This window comes from Acinetobacter sp. P1(2023) (assembly GCF_028367635.1).
In the GTDB taxonomy this organism is placed as follows: Bacteria; Pseudomonadota; Gammaproteobacteria; order Pseudomonadales; family Moraxellaceae; genus Acinetobacter; species Acinetobacter pittii_E.
Genome location: NZ_JAQNDD010000011.1, coordinates 53,634 through 71,759, shown reverse-complemented (window position 1 = coordinate 71,759; position 18,126 = coordinate 53,634). Strand labels below are relative to the sequence as shown.

Annotated in this window: 15 protein-coding genes; 2 read left to right on the top strand and 13 right to left on the bottom strand. The window is 38.8% G+C overall.

What is annotated here, in order from left to right:
- Positions 1-119 precede the first annotated feature (119 nt).
- The 6 genes from POD11_RS15160 to POD11_RS15135 all read right to left on the bottom strand — a co-directional run bounded on the left by POD11_RS15160 (position 120) and on the right by POD11_RS15135 (position 6,435).
- Complete coding sequence (locus tag POD11_RS15160) at positions 120-1,493, bottom strand: long-chain fatty acid transporter (protein WP_262457758.1); 1,374 nt, start codon at positions 1,491-1,493, stop codon at positions 120-122.
- Positions 1,494-1,649: 156 nt separating this feature from the next.
- Positions 1,650-3,473, bottom strand: a complete 1,824-nt coding sequence (locus POD11_RS15155) for an acyl-CoA dehydrogenase (protein ID WP_262457757.1) — start codon at positions 3,471-3,473, stop codon at positions 1,650-1,652.
- Between the two features lie 9 nt (positions 3,474-3,482).
- Entirely contained in the window at positions 3,483-3,944 is a 462-nt protein-coding gene (locus POD11_RS15150; protein ID WP_262457756.1) for a MaoC family dehydratase, read from the bottom strand.
- Positions 3,945-3,946: 2 nt separating this feature from the next.
- Positions 3,947-4,858, bottom strand: a complete 912-nt coding sequence (locus POD11_RS15145; RefSeq protein ID WP_262457755.1) for an SDR family NAD(P)-dependent oxidoreductase — start codon at positions 4,856-4,858, stop codon at positions 3,947-3,949.
- A 44-nt stretch (positions 4,859-4,902) separates the two neighbouring features.
- The gene (locus POD11_RS15140) at positions 4,903-5,658 is read right to left on the bottom strand and encodes an SDR family NAD(P)-dependent oxidoreductase (RefSeq protein ID WP_262457754.1); all 756 of its coding nucleotides are present in this window, start codon (positions 5,656-5,658) and stop codon (positions 4,903-4,905) included.
- A 12-nt stretch (positions 5,659-5,670) separates the two neighbouring features.
- Positions 5,671-6,435, bottom strand: a complete 765-nt coding sequence (locus POD11_RS15135) for an SDR family oxidoreductase (RefSeq protein ID WP_262457753.1) — start codon at positions 6,433-6,435, stop codon at positions 5,671-5,673.
- A gap of 179 nt (positions 6,436-6,614) precedes the next feature.
- Between POD11_RS15135 and POD11_RS15130 the strand changes: the two genes are divergently transcribed.
- A complete protein-coding gene (locus POD11_RS15130; RefSeq protein ID WP_262457750.1) occupies positions 6,615-7,556 on the top strand; it encodes a LysR family transcriptional regulator in 942 nt (313 codons plus the stop codon).
- A gap of 60 nt (positions 7,557-7,616) precedes the next feature.
- On the opposite strand, the gene POD11_RS15125 is transcribed toward POD11_RS15130, so the two are convergent.
- From POD11_RS15125 to POD11_RS15095, 7 genes are all read right to left on the bottom strand, one after another.
- Positions 7,617-9,566 (bottom strand): alkyl/aryl-sulfatase, encoded by a 1,950-nt coding sequence (locus POD11_RS15125; RefSeq protein WP_262457749.1) that lies wholly within the window; start codon positions 9,564-9,566, stop codon positions 7,617-7,619.
- A gap of 136 nt (positions 9,567-9,702) precedes the next feature.
- Complete coding sequence (locus POD11_RS15120; protein WP_262457748.1) at positions 9,703-11,097, bottom strand: hypothetical protein; 1,395 nt, start codon at positions 11,095-11,097, stop codon at positions 9,703-9,705.
- Between the two features lie 314 nt (positions 11,098-11,411).
- Positions 11,412-12,032, bottom strand: coding sequence for a TetR/AcrR family transcriptional regulator (locus POD11_RS15115; RefSeq protein WP_016140946.1), 621 nt, complete (start codon positions 12,030-12,032; stop codon positions 11,412-11,414).
- Between the two features lie 318 nt (positions 12,033-12,350).
- A complete protein-coding gene (locus tag POD11_RS15110; protein WP_262457746.1) occupies positions 12,351-13,223 on the bottom strand; it encodes an NAD(P)-dependent oxidoreductase in 873 nt (290 codons plus the stop codon).
- A complete protein-coding gene (locus POD11_RS15105) occupies positions 13,223-14,599 on the bottom strand; it encodes an MFS transporter (protein WP_262457745.1) in 1,377 nt (458 codons plus the stop codon). The genes POD11_RS15110 and POD11_RS15105 overlap by 1 nt, the downstream gene beginning before the upstream one ends.
- A 33-nt stretch (positions 14,600-14,632) precedes the next feature.
- Positions 14,633-15,604 carry a D-erythronate dehydrogenase gene (gene denD / locus POD11_RS15100; RefSeq protein ID WP_262457744.1) on the bottom strand — a complete coding sequence of 324 codons (972 nt, stop codon included), beginning with the start codon at positions 15,602-15,604 and terminating at the stop codon, positions 14,633-14,635.
- A 216-nt stretch (positions 15,605-15,820) separates the two neighbouring features.
- Entirely contained in the window at positions 15,821-16,756 is a 936-nt protein-coding gene (locus POD11_RS15095; protein ID WP_224991959.1) for a LysR family transcriptional regulator, read from the bottom strand.
- Positions 16,757-16,867: 111 nt separating this feature from the next.
- Here POD11_RS15095 and POD11_RS15090 point away from each other — a divergent pair, with 111 nt between their 5' ends.
- Positions 16,868-18,043 (top strand): fumarylacetoacetate hydrolase family protein, encoded by a 1,176-nt coding sequence (locus POD11_RS15090; protein ID WP_262446807.1) that lies wholly within the window; start codon positions 16,868-16,870, stop codon positions 18,041-18,043.
- Positions 18,044-18,126 lie beyond the last annotated feature (83 nt).

Genomic DNA, 18,126 nt, shown 5'->3' with positions numbered 1-18,126 from the left:
GAGGGAGAAATGGAACTGTTCCTACTCCACTTTTTATATTTTCTTTAATCTCTTAATCTGCTTACTCTAGTACAGAAATAAACTGTTTATATAGCTAAGCGATCCATCAAATAGTTGAATTAAAATTTATAACCAATTTTCAAACCGTAACCGATTGAATAGTTATTTTTATATTCACCCACATAATATTCACTGCCTGCCTGAGCACCAAGCTGACCTTTGGCATCACCTAGCCATAGATACTTCATTCCACCTGAAATAAAGTATTTTGAAGTTGGACTATATTGCGCACCAAGACCAACACTGTAATAACCTTTAGCTGGCCCACCTGTGGACACGCGCTCACCTGCTCCCGAGTCCCAACCTACAGAAACTGAACCTGTCCATTTATCACTTAGACGTTGTCCAATCCCAAGATTAGCAGACCATTGATCGTCATAATAACGAACTAAATTAAAGCCATTTGGACGACTTGGCGTTGATAAAACACCAACAACTTCTGAAATTTCACCAAAACGATACGGTTTAAACTCAAAATCATTCCAGTGAACCCAGCGCACGTTACCAAACAATAAAGTGCCTTTGCGTAGCCCAGTCTGAAACTCCAGATTTACTGACTCTGGTGCTCTAAACTTAGTTGAGCCTGATATTCCTGCTTCGGGTAAGCCCGCAACAATACGATTGAGTGCCTCCTTACGAGATTCAGTGAGTTGTCCTATAGAAACCATATAGGCTAAATGCTGATCAAGAAAATCACGGCCTTGTTGTGTACTCAACATATCAACCAGTGGCGCATTTTCATTGGCAGTCACTTCATGCATAATTTCTGAACGATAGGTCAACGAGGCTTTTATGGCTTTTTCGGGAATTTGATAACCAAATCCTGCCAACCATCCCCAATCTCCAACTTCTTTGGCATTAAAGTCATAGCCATTATATAAACTGAAAACTTGACCTCTTAAATTGACGTTACTTTTAAACGTCTGATAAACAGGGCCTGCATAAAAATTCCAGTTTTTATCAGGTTGGTAACCAAAAATCAGACTAAAATTTTGCATAACAAAATTCGATTTGGTGTTTCCTGTTACGACTTGTCCCCCTGTCTTTTGGGCAAGTGTTGCTGAATCAATCCCTGGTACTAAAACCGTATCACTCGGCTTAGCAACAAAGCTGTTATTTCCGTAATATTCAGAGTCGGAAGTAAATGGCTGATCGTAAAGAAAACCAAATGAAAACTGAGGTGCTAACTGTAATTTCAAAGCTGCACTGGGACGATAATCAGAGTTTGCAATATCAGAAATACTATTACGCGTGGGGTTCGTACCTGCTTCTTGTCCTTCTAACGAAGTGTCTGAAACAGATAAACTTGCCTCAAAATAATTACCGGGTTGTAGAAATGCAGAAATTGATTGTCCTGTTCGATCAAATGCTGCTGCATAGAGTGGGCTCGTACAAAATGAAGCCATGACCATGACTAATGTTTTCTTTTTCATCTTTTAATCCGTCCTAGATTTTTATTTTTACTTATTAGGGCGCTCTTTACTGAACGCCTGATGTTTGTTTTTACATGATGATTGTTATTAAGCAATTTCTATAAAATCAGGTTCTACTCCTGCTCATTTAATGGGTTGTCTAAGGAATGGTTCTTACTAGAACCATTCTTCCGGCATATTGAGTGGAGTCGTCTCTACCGGATCCAGTACAGCTAGCCAACTCATAATTTTTGGCATTTCCCAACCAAAGAAATAATCACAAGCTGCAAGTTTCCCGCGCAGAAAATCAGGGTCTGTTGAGTTTGGCAGAAGCTTATGAACAACTACCGCCTGATCAAGCCATAACCATCCCACCACAAGATGTCCAAAAGCTTCTAGATAATTAGCTGCATTTGCCAGTTGAAGTTCTACATCGGTTAAGGCATGCAATTTCTCTGTTATATTTTGGATGAGTTGCCACTTTTGAGCTAATTGATCTGCATGATCTTTTAAAGAAGGCTCTGCTTTGGCTTGTTCAATCGTATTGATGATTTTTTCATGTAATAGTTTCATTGACAGCCCCTGATTAAGACGAGTTTTCCGTCCTAATAAATCGAGTGCCTGAATGCCAAATGTTCCTTCATGAATTGGATTAAGTCGATTGTCCCGATAAAACTGTTCAACATTATATTCACGGGTATAACCATATCCGCCATGAACTTGAATCGCTAAATCATTTGCCACAAGCCCCCATTCAGAAGACCAGCTTTTCACCACTGGCGTTAATAAATCAAGTAATTGATGGGTTTGATTGCGTTGCTCTGCATCATCAAGTGAGTGAATATCATCGGTTAATCGAGCTGCATATAAGCACAGTGCCAACGCACCTGAGACATACGCTTTTTGCGCCAAGAGCATACGGCGAACATCGGCATGTTGAATAAGTGGAATCTGTGGGGAACTTGGATTACGTTCGCTACGAGATCGTCCTTGTACTCGAGTTTTTGCATAATCTAAGGCATGCAAATAACCTGTATACCCCAATGCGGCCGCACCCAGACCAACTGAAATTCGGGCCTCATTCATCATATGGAACATGTAGGCCAGCCCTTTACCGGCTTCACCAACCAATTCACCAATTGCGCCAGTTTCTCCTTCAGGTGTGTAACGACCTTCACCAAAATTCAGCACACAGTTAACGGTTCCCCGATAGCCCATTTTATGGTTAATTCCAGCCAACACCACATCGTTGCGTTCACTTGGTTGTCCATTTTCATCGAGTAATTTACGCGGTACGGTAAACAGAGAAATGCCTTGTACACCTGCTGGTAATTGTCCATTTTCATCTGGAATTTTTGCCAAAACCAAATGAACAATATTGTCAGAGATATCGTGCTCACCGCCTGAAATCCACATTTTGTTGCCGAACAAACGATAACGACCATCTTCTGTTTTAATCGCACGTGTCCGAATATCAGCAAGACTTGAACCAGCTTGTGGTTCAGACAAACACATCGTTCCGAAGCATTTACCTTCTATCATGGCATTGACATAGGGTCTAACTTTTTCAGGCTCACCATGCGCCATCAATAAATTTGCATTACCAATGGTTAAAAAAGCATAGCCTGCTGTCCCTGAATTGGCACCGAGTAGATAGGCCATACCAGCCCGCTCAATGGTATTAGGTAAGCTCATGCCATTCCAATCCGATGGAAACGCTGCACTCATCAAACCCGCCTCAGCAAATGCCTTAAGTGCAACCCCGACTTCAGGATTAACAGTGACACGTTCACCATCAAAAACAGGTTCGTTACTGTCATTTTTTTTATTATGTGGAGCAAATAAATCGGTTGCTAGGGCCTCGTAAACGTTTAAAACAGACGTATATTCAAAACGGTCCTGTCCTGCAAAAGAATTGCGTTGGCTGAGTTCTTCGACTTTTAGCCAATCGAATAGCAAAAAATCTACATCACGACGAGAGAGAATTAATTCATTGCTCATGGGTTATTCCTATACATTTACAAGTGTAAGCCACTCTGTCACGAGTGCTGGTTTTGCTTCGTCTTCGATTTCAATCGTGACTTCCATGATCAATTGATAACTTCCCTTATTTTTTGGGGAAACATTTTTTAAGTGAAAATGTCCACGCACTCTCTTACCACTATGCACAGGACTAATAAAACGCAAATTATTGATGCCATAATTCACGCCAGATTTCTGCCCCTGAACAGTCGGCAAGACCTGAGCGGCCATCGCTGAAAGTAAAGAAAGTGTTAGAAAACCATGGGCAATCGTGCCACCAAAAGGTGTCTGACGAGCAGCTTCTTCATCCACATGAATAAATTGATGATCTTGTGTGACATCCGCAAAGGTATTAATCATGCTTTGATCAATGGTCATCCATTGCGAGCTACCTAATGCTTGGCCTTGCAACTCAACCAGTTGGTCGATGCTTAATGTATTTTTTGTCAAAATTATTCTCCTGCCATTAATGAAGCTTTTTTCAGCTCAAGCTCACCTTGAGCGCCTCCTCTGACAGGCACAAACTCACCTGTTCGGTCTGCAACATCAGCTAAACGTTGTGCTAAAACATGCGGAACTTGTTCATCCGTACCTAAATAAATTCCTTGCGTAAGGGTAATGTGGGCAGCTTCAAAACTACCTGCGCCAGCACAAAGAATCATACGGGTAGGTGCATCTTCGCTAACCAAAGTCGCGATTGCAGGACTGACCGCACTTGGAGCAAGCGCTTTAAGGGCTTCTTCGGGCAATAATCCTTCAAGCATACGAGTGGCAGCTGTTGGCGCTAGGCAGTTCACCCGAACATTAGATTTTTCACCTTCTAAGGCCAGTGTCTGCATGAGTCCAACCAATGCCATTTTTGCAGCACTGTAGTTCGATTGTCCAAAATTGCCATATAGACCAGAAGATGAAGTCGTCATAACAATACGACCATATTTTTGCTCGCGCATGGTATCCCATACCGCTTTTGTACAATTGACTGCCCCCATTAAATGGACATCAATCACGGTACGAAAGTCATCTAGTGACATTTTGCTAAAGGTTTTATCACGGAGAATGCCTGCATTATTGACCAAAATATCCACCCGTCCCCAACGGGAAATGGTTTGCTCTACCATCTGTTGAACTTGTTCAATATCCGTAACTGAAGCACCGTTTGCAATTGCTTCACCACCCGCCACAATAATTTCATCTACAACTTTTTGGGCTGCCATGGTTGAGCCGCCTTTACCGTTTACATCACTACCCAGATCATTCACGACCACTTTTGCACCCAAACGAGCCAGTAACAGCGCATGTTCCCGCCCTAGACCAGCGCCTGCACCTGTAACAATAGCCACTCGATTGTTTAAATTAATTGTCATGATTTTTTCCTAAATAAATGAATAAGATGTATTTAATAAATGTTTTAATAGGCTGTCACGCCGCCATCAATTGCAATGGCTTGCCCTGTGAGATATGAATTTTCTTTGGCACACATCATCAGCATCATTGCCACCACTTCGCTTGGATGCCCAAGACGCTTCATTGGCGAGGCCTGCGCTAAAAAGTCTTGTTTCTCTTTGAGTTCACTGTCGACCACCATCGGGGTGGTTGTATAAAATGGACAAATTGCATTAACTCGAATGCCTTTATTTGCATATTCAATCGCTGCTGTTTTGGTTAATCCCACCACAGCATGCTTTGCCGCAGCATAGGCAGCCAATTTGGGAGCCGCGCCTAAACCTGCAACAGAAGCAACATTGAGAATAATGCCACCACCTTGTTGCAACATCTGACGAATTTGATGCTTCATTCCAAAGAACACACCCTTGGCATTGACGGCAAAACTCAAATCCAGATCTGCTTCATCGGTATCAATAAAGCTTTTCATAGGCGGACTCATACCTGCATTATTGATCCCGACATCGATTCTGCCAAACTGAGTAACTGCACTTTGCACCAAAGCCTGTATATCTGCTTCACAGCTGACATCACACACTTGCGCGACCACCTCCACTCCTGCTTGGCGTAGCGGTTCAACTACAATATTTAACCCTTCAATATTCAAGTCACCCAACACTAATTTTGCGCCATACTTTGCCAGTTGCTCTGCCAGCAATGCACCAAATCCACTCGCCGCACCTGTGATTAAGACCACTTGACCTGAATAATGTTCGTACATTGCTATTCTTCCCTAAATCGTTAAACCGCCATCAACCACAATACATTCACCATTCGTATAGCTCGCAGCATCTGACACTAAATAAAGTACAGTTCCAGCCATTTCACGTGGTTCTGCGTGACGGCGTAATGGAATTGAACTCATCCAGCTTGTATAAATATCTTCATTTTCAAATAGTGCCGAAGCAAATTTGGTCTTGGTAAGACCCGGCAATAAAGCATTCACTCGAATACCCAACGGCCCACATTCCTTTGCAAATGCTTTTGTCATATTAACCACAGCAGCTTTGGTAATAGAATATATTCCTTGTTGGTCTCCTGGTTGTAGAGCATTTACAGATGCCGTATTAACAATTGCACCGCTGCCCTGTTCTTTCATTAATTTGCCCGCTTCAATAGACATAAAGAAATATCCACGAATATTGACTTCAACCGTTTTGTTATATGCAGCAATATCCGTATCAAGAATGTGCCCAAAATAGGGATTGGCGGCCGCATTGTTGACTAAAATATCTAAACGTCCATGTTCTTTACGGATATATTCAAAAATTTCTGCAATATCTTCTAACTTACCGACATGGCAAGCAAAAGCCTCCGCCTTTCCATTTGCTGCAATAATTTCATTAGCAACACGTTGGCAATCTTCAACTTTTCGACTAGAGACAATTACATGTGCACCTTGTTCAGCTAATAGTTTGGCAATTTCCTCACCAATGCCACGACTTGCACCTGTAACTAAGGCTATTTTTCCAGTCAAATCAAACAAATGTGTTGCCATATCATTTCCTTATGTTCCTAGGTTTTATAAAATTAGTTGTAAGCAACGCTTTCTAAATATTATTTGCTACAAGCGCTACGTTCAAAATTCACGGTTTTAATCACTCTATTTTTTATGCTATTTCCTGACCATAACTAACTTGTTACAATGAATAAAATGAATTGTTTGAATAACAAACTATGAATGAAATGAATAATAATATTGCCTCTCTTGCTCGTATTGATCTCAATTTATTTCGTGTATTTGTTGCAATTTATAAAGAAAAAAATCTAACACGGGCGAGTGAACAACTTTTTCTTAGTCAACCTGCTGTTAGTCATGCTTTGGCTCGTTTACGCGATCATTTTAATGACCCACTATTTATTCGAGATGGACATGGCGTTGTTCCCTCACCGTTAGCTAAACGTTTGTGGCCTACAATTGAACAGTCATTGCAACTTATGCAGCAAGCAATTCAAAGCACACATGACTTTCAGCCCGCACGTGATTTGACTCATCTCACCATTGCTATGAATGATGAATATGAATGGATTTATTTACCTTATATAATTCAACACTTAACCCAATTTAACCCTAATTTGCAGCTAAACAGTGTACGTATTGACCGTAAGAATTTAAGACATGAGCTTTCAACAGGAAAAATCGATTTTGCGATTGATGTTGAACATTCTGTCGAAGAAAGCATTAATTACGAATGCTTTTCTAAAGATAAATTTGTAGTCATAAGCCGTAACCAGCACCCTTTATTATCGTCAGCGGAACTAACAAAAGAAATCTATTTAGAGGCTAAACACATTACCGTTTCCTCTCGCCCTACAGGTCGTGTATTTGAAGATTTTTTCTTGTCTAAACAAGGTATTAAAAGAACAATAAGTTTCCGCTGCCAACAATATGAAACCGCGATTAAGCTGATTACCCAAACGGATCATTTACTCACTATTCCTCAACGTCAAATTGCTTATTTTAAAGAGGATTATCCTCAACTTAAGATACATCCGCTCCCTATTCATATAGACGGATACCAAATGAATTTATATTGGGACCGTCAAAAGTCCGATGAACATCAAATAGCATGGTGCAAAATGCAACTATTACAGATTATGAGCAATTTGAACTGCTAAGCTTAAGGCTTACTCATGCAGCACCTGATGATTTTCTCAGTGCAAGAGCTGCCAATATTTTCAACTCTTTGGTCGAGTCACAATTGGAAAACCATTGTTAGACTTTTTAAATAAAGAGAAGAACTTACCAATTTTTAAGGGATTTCCTTTTACTTCACTGTCTTTAGAAACTAAGACTTTTGAAGCATCGGCCCCACCGGTAATTAACTGCAAATATAAAAGTTTAGTCAGCTTTAACGTTGGGCAGTTTGTTGGTAAGCGATCATTCTCATATTTATCAAAGATCATTACGGAGTTTTCAATCCGCAATGAAAAATTTTCTTGTGTATCGGTCAGGACCAAGTTCATACATTGATTTTCATTTTTTAAATTTTCAACATCCAGATTGGTTGCCATAGCCTCAAGAAATCTTTCAGTAGGCGTATGAATCAGTAAACCTAAACGACCAGACGTACTCTTAAGTGGAGTAAAGCCTTGTAATTCTTGAGCACCTGATAAATAGAAATTACGCCAAGTTGCCGCTTCTGCTGAATAACCTAATTGTCGATAGGTTTTTGCTAATAAATCTTTTGCTTGAGAATTTGCCGGATTATTAAATACCACATACTTTAAAACTTCTGCTGCCCATCTATATTCAGCTTTGTTATAGGCTTCCTGAGCATTCTTTAAGGCATTCGCTTCTCCTCCCGCCAATTCAATATATTTCTTTGCCGCATCTTTAGGCGGTAATGGGTCTAAATTTGAAGGGTTGGCGTCAAACCAGCCCATATAATATTGATATACAGCCTTCGCATTATGTTTTAAGGTGCCATAATAGCCGTGCGCATATAGCTTTTGATCTAACTCTGGTGGCAGTTTAATTTTTTCTGCAATTTCAGCACCATTTAAACCAGAATTCATATAACGAACTGTTTGGTCGTGAATGAATTTATAGACATCTCTTTGTGTTTTAATAAAATCTTGAATATTTTGATTACCCCAAACAGGCCAATGATGCTGAGCAATAAAAACTTCTGAATTTTGAGTTTGCTCTAAAGCCTGACTTAAATAACTGACCCATTTTAACGTATCACGGACTTTAGCACCTCGTAATGTGTAGAGATTATGCAAAGTATGAGAAAGGATCTCTGCACCGTTATACAGTTTCAGTGAGGGAATTGAAAAGGTTAATTCTGAAGGAGCTTCAGAACTCGGAACGTTATAAAATACGAAATCTAACCCATCAATATTCAATTTTTGTTCTTTCTGGGTAATTAACTGATTGGGTTCTAAAATCCCGATTTGTCCGACTGCTACAGCCTTACCTAAACCATTATCTACTAAACCTTCGGTATTTTTAGGCAAATATGTTCCATACATATAGGTTGCTCGCCGAGTCATTGCCGGGCCAGCCATAATATTCTCGCTGGTCGCTTCTTCCATAAAGCCTTCGGGTGCAATAATCGGTATTTTCTTTTGCTTTAATTTTTCGGTAGAGATAACACCTAGCGCTCCCCCAAAATGGTCAACATGGCTATGTGTGAAAATAATCGCTGAGATTTTTTGGTCACCTAGATGCTGCCTTGCAAATTTAATAGCAGCTTCGGCAGTTTCTTTTGACGTTAAAGTGTCAACAATAATCCAACCGCTTTTCCCCTGAATAATGGTCATGTTTGCCAGATCAAAACCGCGAACTTGCCAAACACGGTCTGCAACTTTAAACAAACCCACATTATTATTTAATTTAGCCTGCCGCCAAAGAATCGGATTTACAGTATCAGGGGCCTGATCTTTAATAAAATTAAATGCATCAAAATCCCAAATCACATCTCCTTGCTCATTCTTTATTTGCCCACTGGGTTTAGCAATAAAACCTCTTGCGGCGTTATTAAACTCATCGGCATTTTGGAGATTGTATTTACTACTATAAGAAGCATTTGAATCAATAACTGCTTTTTCTACTTTAGTTGCTGCAAATGTATTGAAAGATAAAGCGCATAATAATGAAGTAGTGAGTACGTTAAGTTTCATAAAATTTCCTTATTTATGTTCTATATACGTTGTATCCCATCATATTTGGGAGTCTTTTTATTGAATTAAATTTTCTTATTGAGCTAACAAAAAACCAATCTTTCATCAAAAGACTGGTTTAGTTTGAACCAATATTTTAAGAACATCCTTTTGTTTCAAAAGCGTCTTTCGAGGTGTAACGAATATCTGGTAAATAGTCGCCCATGACTGCTTTTTCTTCGCCTGGTGCTTTCACTTTTTGAACGGCGTAAGCAAAATCATTATTCGGTAATAAATTACGCATAATAAATAAGCCAAAGTCTGTGTGACCAAAAGCTTTACCATCTTCGGCTGTATAGCCTGAACCACGCGGGCTTAGCTCAAGAAAATACACGCCACACTCTTCTCGGGCATTTGCTGGTCGATCTTCTGGTAAAGACGCAACAATGGTATAGAAACCGTCTTTATCTACTTTTTGAATATTTTCATCATAAAGACAATAATTTGTTGCAGTGGTAATCACTTCGTTAGTACAAATTGACCAATAACGGACATCAGTTTTTTGAACAAATGCATCGTTATTAAATGTTTTCTCTGTGTTTGGAAGCTTACCTCGAAGTTCTATGACTTTACCTAATTTACGGCTTACCGCAGCATAGACATATTCATTATCCGGAGTTGCCCAATAACCAAGTTTAGGCGTTACCGTTAAACCTTCACATTTATCGATCGGCTGCTTGGTAATCGGATCAAATTTATAAATACATTTGAAACTGTCTAAAGCACTAAAGGCTTTGTACCATTTTGGCTCTTGTTGTGCAGGAAAACCCTCATATCTGTTTTGGTTAAAAGCATCCAAAGTAACTTTTAATGGCATTGTTGATATACGTTCAATCGGTGCTTTTTTTACCTGTAAAGTATTACAAACGTCTTGCCCTTTCTTAATGTCACCGTTTGCTAGTTGTACTTTAAAACGCGGAAAACTTACATTACCTTTAATATCCATATTTTTATTGGGTACATAGACACGGTACAAAATAGCAACTTTACCGTCTGCTGTTTTAGGCGCATACAAAGTATTACTTAAAGGACTATTTGGTAGGTCTCCCAATTGTAATTGCGCTGAGTAAGCACGGTTTTTACCTAGACGGTTATTGCCGACTACAAACGGGTTAACTGAACCTTGGTTAGGCAAAATAGTAGCGTCTAATAATGAGTTAACCCGCTCACCTTTAGCAGTATAGCTCACCAATGAAAAGTGTCTTGAATAAGGATAATCACCATCAATCATCACTTTTGCACCCTCAGGTACAGTAAATTCTGATGACCAATATGTCACGTTAGAGTCGGGAAAAGCATAGTTTAAAGGATCTTCACCCGTATGCTGTTTACTTGTCACAGAATCTTGCCACATGCAATCTGTTAACTCAGTTTCTGGGGTGGTTGGATTATTTACCTGAGTGGGATCATCGCTGTCATTACATGCACTTAAACTCACTGAACCAACAACAGTCAATAATATTGCAATCTTTAATCGATTAATCTTTTCCATAATTCTTTTTTCCATTTTGACCAAATTATAAAAACTTCATCCTTTGGTTTCCCTTGTTATATTTTGAACCTTAAATTTTAAGATCTAATCCATTTAGATTAAAATAATAATCCAAATAGATTAAATATCAAGCTATTTTTATCACCAATCAAGAAAATTATTCTCTTCCGTCAAGTCAATAAAATTATTTTTAATATCAAAATGATAAGTAATAAAACATATTGTTTTGAGGCATAGTGAATATGCAGATACTCTAAAAATGATAAATGAGACACTCTAAATTTATCTTTGTGAAATTAGACGAACTTCTTTCTTTATTTATAAAAATGTTCAGCTTTAAAACGAATTCCCCCTTCAATATAGTCTTTTAAATATTTTCCTAATAATCTATGGTCCTTAACATCTGTTGGCCAAAAATGCTCAAGCCCAATATCACTAATCACATTTAAAATGATATTAAAAGTAAAAAGAACTTTAAGTGAAATCGCATTAGAATCAGCATCAGGTAAAGCCTGTTTTAATAAAGCTACAGCTTTATTTGCAATCGGCACTAAGGTTTTCGCAACAATAACTCGTCCTTCATCTCCGGCACTAATGGTCTTAGAGAAAAACTTTAAGTAATGAATTCCATTATCCTGTAAAAGTATTTTTACCATTGGCTTCATTAATGCATCTACCACATCAGAAACCTGTACGTTATCTGAAGGAATAGCATTTAGTAATTCAAGGCTGTCAGCCATATATGGCTGCATAACATGATCTAAGGCCGCTTCTACTAAGCCCCATTTAGACTTAAAGTGATAATAAAGTGCCGACTTGTTTGCTACGCCTGCGGTCTCATTAATTTTTTGCACTGATAGCGTTTCAATATTATTTTGTGAAAAAAGAATGATTGCTGCTTCTATCAATTTTTCTTTAGTCTGCTGTTTACTCATTAGATTCCACAATTCAGTTAAAATTAAATTCCTTAAGGGCATAGACATAACAAATAAACCAAAATTTAATATATTGGCCTTATAAGTAAGTCAAACAATCAAAGATGAATTCAAAAATTTCTAACTATTTTGTTTAAGGGCGTTCATCTTTAAAAGAAAAATAATAATCCATATAGATTAAATAGCAAGTTTTTTATTGGAGGGATTTGGGTTTGTCAGCTTACTTTTAGTATCCTAATTTGTTGTAAAGCTGTAGTGATTGATGCAGCAATAGTTCTGCTGCATCAATCAATTACCTATTAAGATATTTAAACATGATTAAATATGATTCATTCGCTCAAGTTCACGAATTAAACCAGAATGGTCTAACTCACCGTCTCCGGCAACAAGCATATTTTCAAATAATTGACTGACCTGTTGGGCAATAGGTAAATTCAGCTCAAGCGATTTGGCATAGTTAACGGCTGTATGAATATCTTTATGCTGGTTTCGAGCAGTGCCTCCCGGTTTAAAATCTCGATTTAGCATACGTTCACCATGCTGCTGTAAAATTGGGGAGTCGGCAAAGCCTCCCGTGAGTGCCTGTTTTAGCTTAATAGGATCGGCGCCAGCTTTACTGGCAAGCAATAAACCTTCGCTTACTGTTGCAATGGTGGTGGCTACAATCATTTGATTTACAAGTTTTGCAAGCATTCCGCAGCCAGCCCCGCCCACTAAAATTGGTCGGCCCATTGCAGTTAAAATAGTTTCAGCTTGTGAAAATGTTTTAGCATCACCGCCTACCATAATAGCAAGACTTGCATTTTGGGCACCTTTTTCTCCACCGGACACAGGAGCATCTAAGTATCTAAGTCCTCTTTCTTTACACTTTTCACTTTGTGTTTTTGCAACTTCAACCGGTATCGAACTCATGACAATAACCGTGCTTTCAGGTTTTAACTCTGAAACTGCACCGTGCTCTTTAAATAGAATTTCATCACAGGTTTTTCCGTCGCTAAGCATACAAATCAGAAACTCTACATCTTTTCCAACTTGTTCAAGGTCAGAGCAAACATAGGCTCCCGCCTCTTTTAAGCTATCTGCTTTAGAGGAAGTTCTATTCCAGACCTTAACTTGATGACCTGCCTTGAATAAATTCATAGCCATCGGCATGCCCATAATGCCTGTACCCACAAACCCGATGGTCGCCATTATTTCATCTCCGCAGCTGTTCGAACTTTAAGTTGCTGTTGTTCTACTTTTAAGCTATTCGATTTTAACTTTGCTAATAGCAGTAGTCCTAAGCCGCCCATCGCTACAAAGCCAGCAATCGCAAGGAATGCCACTGTATAGGTGCCTGTGGTGGTATATAAATATCCGGTTAAATATGGACCAGTAAAACCACTTAAATTACCCACCGAGTTAATTAATCCAATTCCTGCTGCGGCACCAACACCCGTTAGAGTTTGCCCAGGAATGGTCCAGAAAATATTAATCGCGCTAAATACACCAATCGCAAGAAGAATAAAGCCTACAATAATTGCCCATGGTTGATTCACAATAAGAGCAATCGCAATTGCGAAAGCCGCCATAAGTGCAGCACAAGCACCGTGTTTGTAACGCTCTTGTTTACGGTCAGAACGACGGCTCCATAAAACCATACCAACAGCTGCAAATGCATATGGAATTGCGGTAAGTAAGCCATTTTGAATAAGGCTAATTTGCATACCAAATGTGTTACGGAATGACTCTAAAACACTTGGTAAGAAGAAGAACATCGCATTTGAACCAGAGGTAATTCCAAAGTACACAACTGCCATAATCCACACTAAAGGGTTTTTAAACACTTGTTTAATGAGTTCACCTTTTGTTAAAGCAGCATCGGCAGATTGCGCTTTTTCTCTTTCTTCGCGCTCTAATGTAGTCATTAACCATTGACGCTGCTCAGCTGTTAACCACTCTGCTTCTTTTGGGTTATTGGTTAAATATTTTAGACAGATTAATCCTAAAATAATGGAAGGAATCCCTTCTAGCACATACATCAAACGCCAACCTTCATAGTCAATCGTATTACCCCATTGCATGAGACCGACTGAAATTGGCGCTCCAATAATTTGAGCAATTGGTAATCCAAGATAAAACGTTGCAAAAACACGGGCACGATATTTTGCAGGAAACCACAAGGTTAAATAAAAGATAACGCCCGGAAAGAAACCCGCTTCTGCAATACCGAGTAAAAACCGTAAAACGATAAATTGAGTGCCACTATGAATAAAGCCCATAAGTCCAGCAATAATGCCCCAAGTAATCATGATTCGGGCAATCCAGATTCGTGCTCCAAAACGATGAAGTAAGATATTACTTGGAACTTCTGCAATAAAATAACCTAGAAAAAATACACCCGCACCTAGACCAAAAATGGTTTGAGTAATTCCAAGTGCATCATTCATGTGTAGGGCAGCAAAACCAATATTGGTTCTGTCTAAAAATGCCATAATGAATAGAATAATGAGAAACGGGATAATTCGATTCGAAATACGTTTAATTGTCTGCTCTTCGAGAGCAGTTACATTTTTGATATCTTCCATAATAACTCTCACATTAAGTGGCGATCACTGCCATTAATTTTGGGTATCTTCTATATGTGCTTGAATCACGCTTTCAAAATTTTCATCTGCTTGGAAACCTAAAGATTCGGCATATTCAGCTTTCACCTGAACAGGCCAACTTTTAACAATACGTTGAATGGTTTTGTCTTCTTGCCATTGCACCAAATCAGTTGCTTGTTTACCTGCAACTTTTTCAAGTGCCTCAAGCATTTCTTTAACCGTGACTGTTAATCCCGGTAGAGGAATAATTCGGTTATCTTGAAGTACATCTGACGAAAGTGACGCTGCTTTAATCATTGATTCAACACAACGTCGCGGTGAAGTAACAAAGACTGGAGTATCTGAAGGTACGGGGCAAACAGCCGTTTCGCCTTTTAACGGTTCACGGATGATTGAGCTAAAAAATGTCGAGGCAGCTTTATTAGGTTTACCGGGACGAACCACAATAGTTGGTAGTCTTAAAACACGGCCATCAATAAAGCCTTTACGTGAATAATCTGAAACAAGTAATTCTCCTACTGCTTTTTGCATGCCGTAAGAAGACTTTGGTGTAACCACTGTCTCATCTGTCACAACTTCTGGTAATTGACCACCAAATACAGCACAGCCACTAGCAAAAATGACTCGAGGCGTAGTTTGTTTCTTCCTTAATTCTTCTAATAAATTTAAGAGTCCATATAAATTAACATCCATACCTAAATCAAAATCGGCTTCTGCTGCTGAGCTCACCACAGCGGCCAAATGCCAAACTACATCAATATTTTCTGTAATATGAGCAACTGTAGTTTTATCGGTGATATCACCGACAATCACTTCAATTCTCGGGTCTTGCGGCAAATCATCGCCTGCAAATGCATCAAATAGAATAATTTTATCGATGGGCTCAGGTTTATTGTCCTCTAAAGTCAAACTGCCAGTTTTTAAGATCTCTTTAGCGATTTGTTTTCCAATAAAACCTGTTCCACCAGTGATTAGCACATTCATATAGAGGTCCTTTCCTAGTTTTTATTCACTTAAAAAACTTTTGTAATTGTCGTGAATTAAACGATAAGGACTCCTTTTAATAATTTCCAATGAATAATTTCTAAATATTGATAACTTTTTAATATCAATTTTATGTTTATAAATTTACTAAACAAAGCAGGTTTTTCTTTTTGATTTTAAAGCCTCAAACCCAACTATGGATTGAGGCTGAATATTTTATTTACGTTTTGCATTTTTAAGTAAGATATTAATAAACGCTGCTGCAATATCAGACACTGGTTCATCTTTGCGCGTCAAAATTCCATAATCCTGCGCATCTAAAATTAGATCTGTTTCTAAAATCTGTAATTGCCCCTCTTTTACCTGATCAATCACCATCGCTTCGGGCAACATTCCCACCATAGGTGCACCTTTTAAGATCTGCAAAAAGGTCTGCATCGACATGGTATTGACCGTATTTAAAGGAATTTTGACTTTTGCTCTGGCAAATGCGCCTTCCATACGTTCTCGAATTGGCGTGCCTTTCGGATAGAGTACCCATGGCCAATTTAATAATTCTTCTAATGTACAAAACTTTTTATGGGCACAGGGATGAGCATTATTTACCACTATACAAAACGGCTCCGGGCCCAAAGGTTGGAAATCAAAAAATTGACTTTGCGTCACCGCGGTAAAACGACCTACGGCTAAATCTAGAGTATGTTCACTTAGCATTTCCATTAAATGGTCACTGGTTTGCTCAACAACATCGATAGAAAGTAGTGGCCATTGTTTCTTAATCTCAATAATTGAGTTTGGAATCACCACAGCGGTTGCGGCAAAGATACCGCCTACTTTTAAAAAACCGTGACCACCCAACCGTAAAATTTCTATGTCTTCGACAAAATGCTTTGCATCATTTAAAACACGCTGCGCATATCGAATCACCTGCTCGCCCAAAGCTGTTACTGGCATATTGCGAGGCAGACGTTCAAAAACTTGAAATCCGAGAAGGCTCTCAATTTCTTTTAGCATTTTACTCACCGCAGGCTGACTTAAGTTCATCTGCTCGGCTGCCAAATGCATATTATTGGTTCGTGCTAAAGTTTCCAGTAAAACCAAATGTTTGAATTTCAACCAATTATTTAGGCTTGTATAAGTCAAATCCGCCATTTATAAAAATCCTTTTTGATAACTATTCGTTATTAATAATTAAATTATTACGATTGGTGTTTATTAAATAAGAAACATATCATGATTTCAAATAAAAGAAGGATGCTTTAAATGAACTTTACGTTAAATTCCCAGAACTCATTACCAGACGATGCAACTCAAGGATGCTTAATTGGTCGCGCGTGGATTCCAAATCAAATTTCCGGCCCATCTCCGATTCTTTTAAAAGGTGATCAGGTTTTTGATATTTCAGAAAAGTTTCACACGATTTCCCAGTTGCTTGAAAGTTCAGATCCTTTAAAAGCTTTGTCTGAAATTGAAGGAAAATTAGTTGGGTCAATTGATGAGTTATTTGCCAACACAGTCGCTGAACCAGATACAAACAAGGCATATTTTTTAGCCCCTATTGATTTACAAGTGATTAAAGCGGCTGGTGTTACTTTTGCAGCAAGCATGTTAGAGCGTGTAATTGAAGAACAAGCGGGTGGCGATGCACAAAAAGCTCAATCGATCCGTGAAGTGGTACAAGGGGTAATCGGTGATAATTTAAAAACAATCGAACCCGGCTCGGAAAAAGCCCTTCAACTCAAAGAATATTTAATTGAACAAAAAATGTGGTCTCAATATCTTGAGGTGGGCATTGGTACTGACGCTGAAATTTTTACTAAAGCACCTGTTTTAGCGGCTGTGGGAACTGGTCAAAATATTGGTATTCACCCGAAATCTGAATGGAATAATCCGGAACCAGAAGTTGTATTGGTTGCAAATAGCCACGGTAAAATTTTAGGCGCAACTTTAGGAAACGATGTGAATTTACGGGACTTTGAAGGCCGTAGCGCCTTACTGTTGAGTAAAGCCAAAGATAACAATGCATCTTGTGCAATCGGACCGTTTATTCGCCTTTTTGATCATACTTTTACTTTAAATGACATTCGTGCTTGTGATGTTGAACTGAAAATTGAAGGTACAGATAATTTTGTGCTCAATGGTGTAAGTTCTATGTCTCAAATTAGCCGTGATCCGGAAGATTTAATTCAACAAACCTTGAATGAAAATCATCAATATCCAGACGGTTTTGTTCTGTTTTTGGGAACTTTGTTTGCACCTACTCAAGATCGTGAGCAAGCTGGGGCTGGCTTTACCCATAAAGTCGGAGATGTGGTCCGTATTCATTCACCTAAACTTGGTACTTTATACAACACGGTTATGACCAGCGACAAAGCAACGCCGTGGAATTTTGGAATAAATGCTTTGATGCGTAATTTAAAGCAACGTGAATTACTATAGTTTTCACGTATTATCGATCGGCTGAATTGTAAGATTCATCTCGTGAATAAACTAAATTTCAAAAAGTATGAGTAAAAGGATCA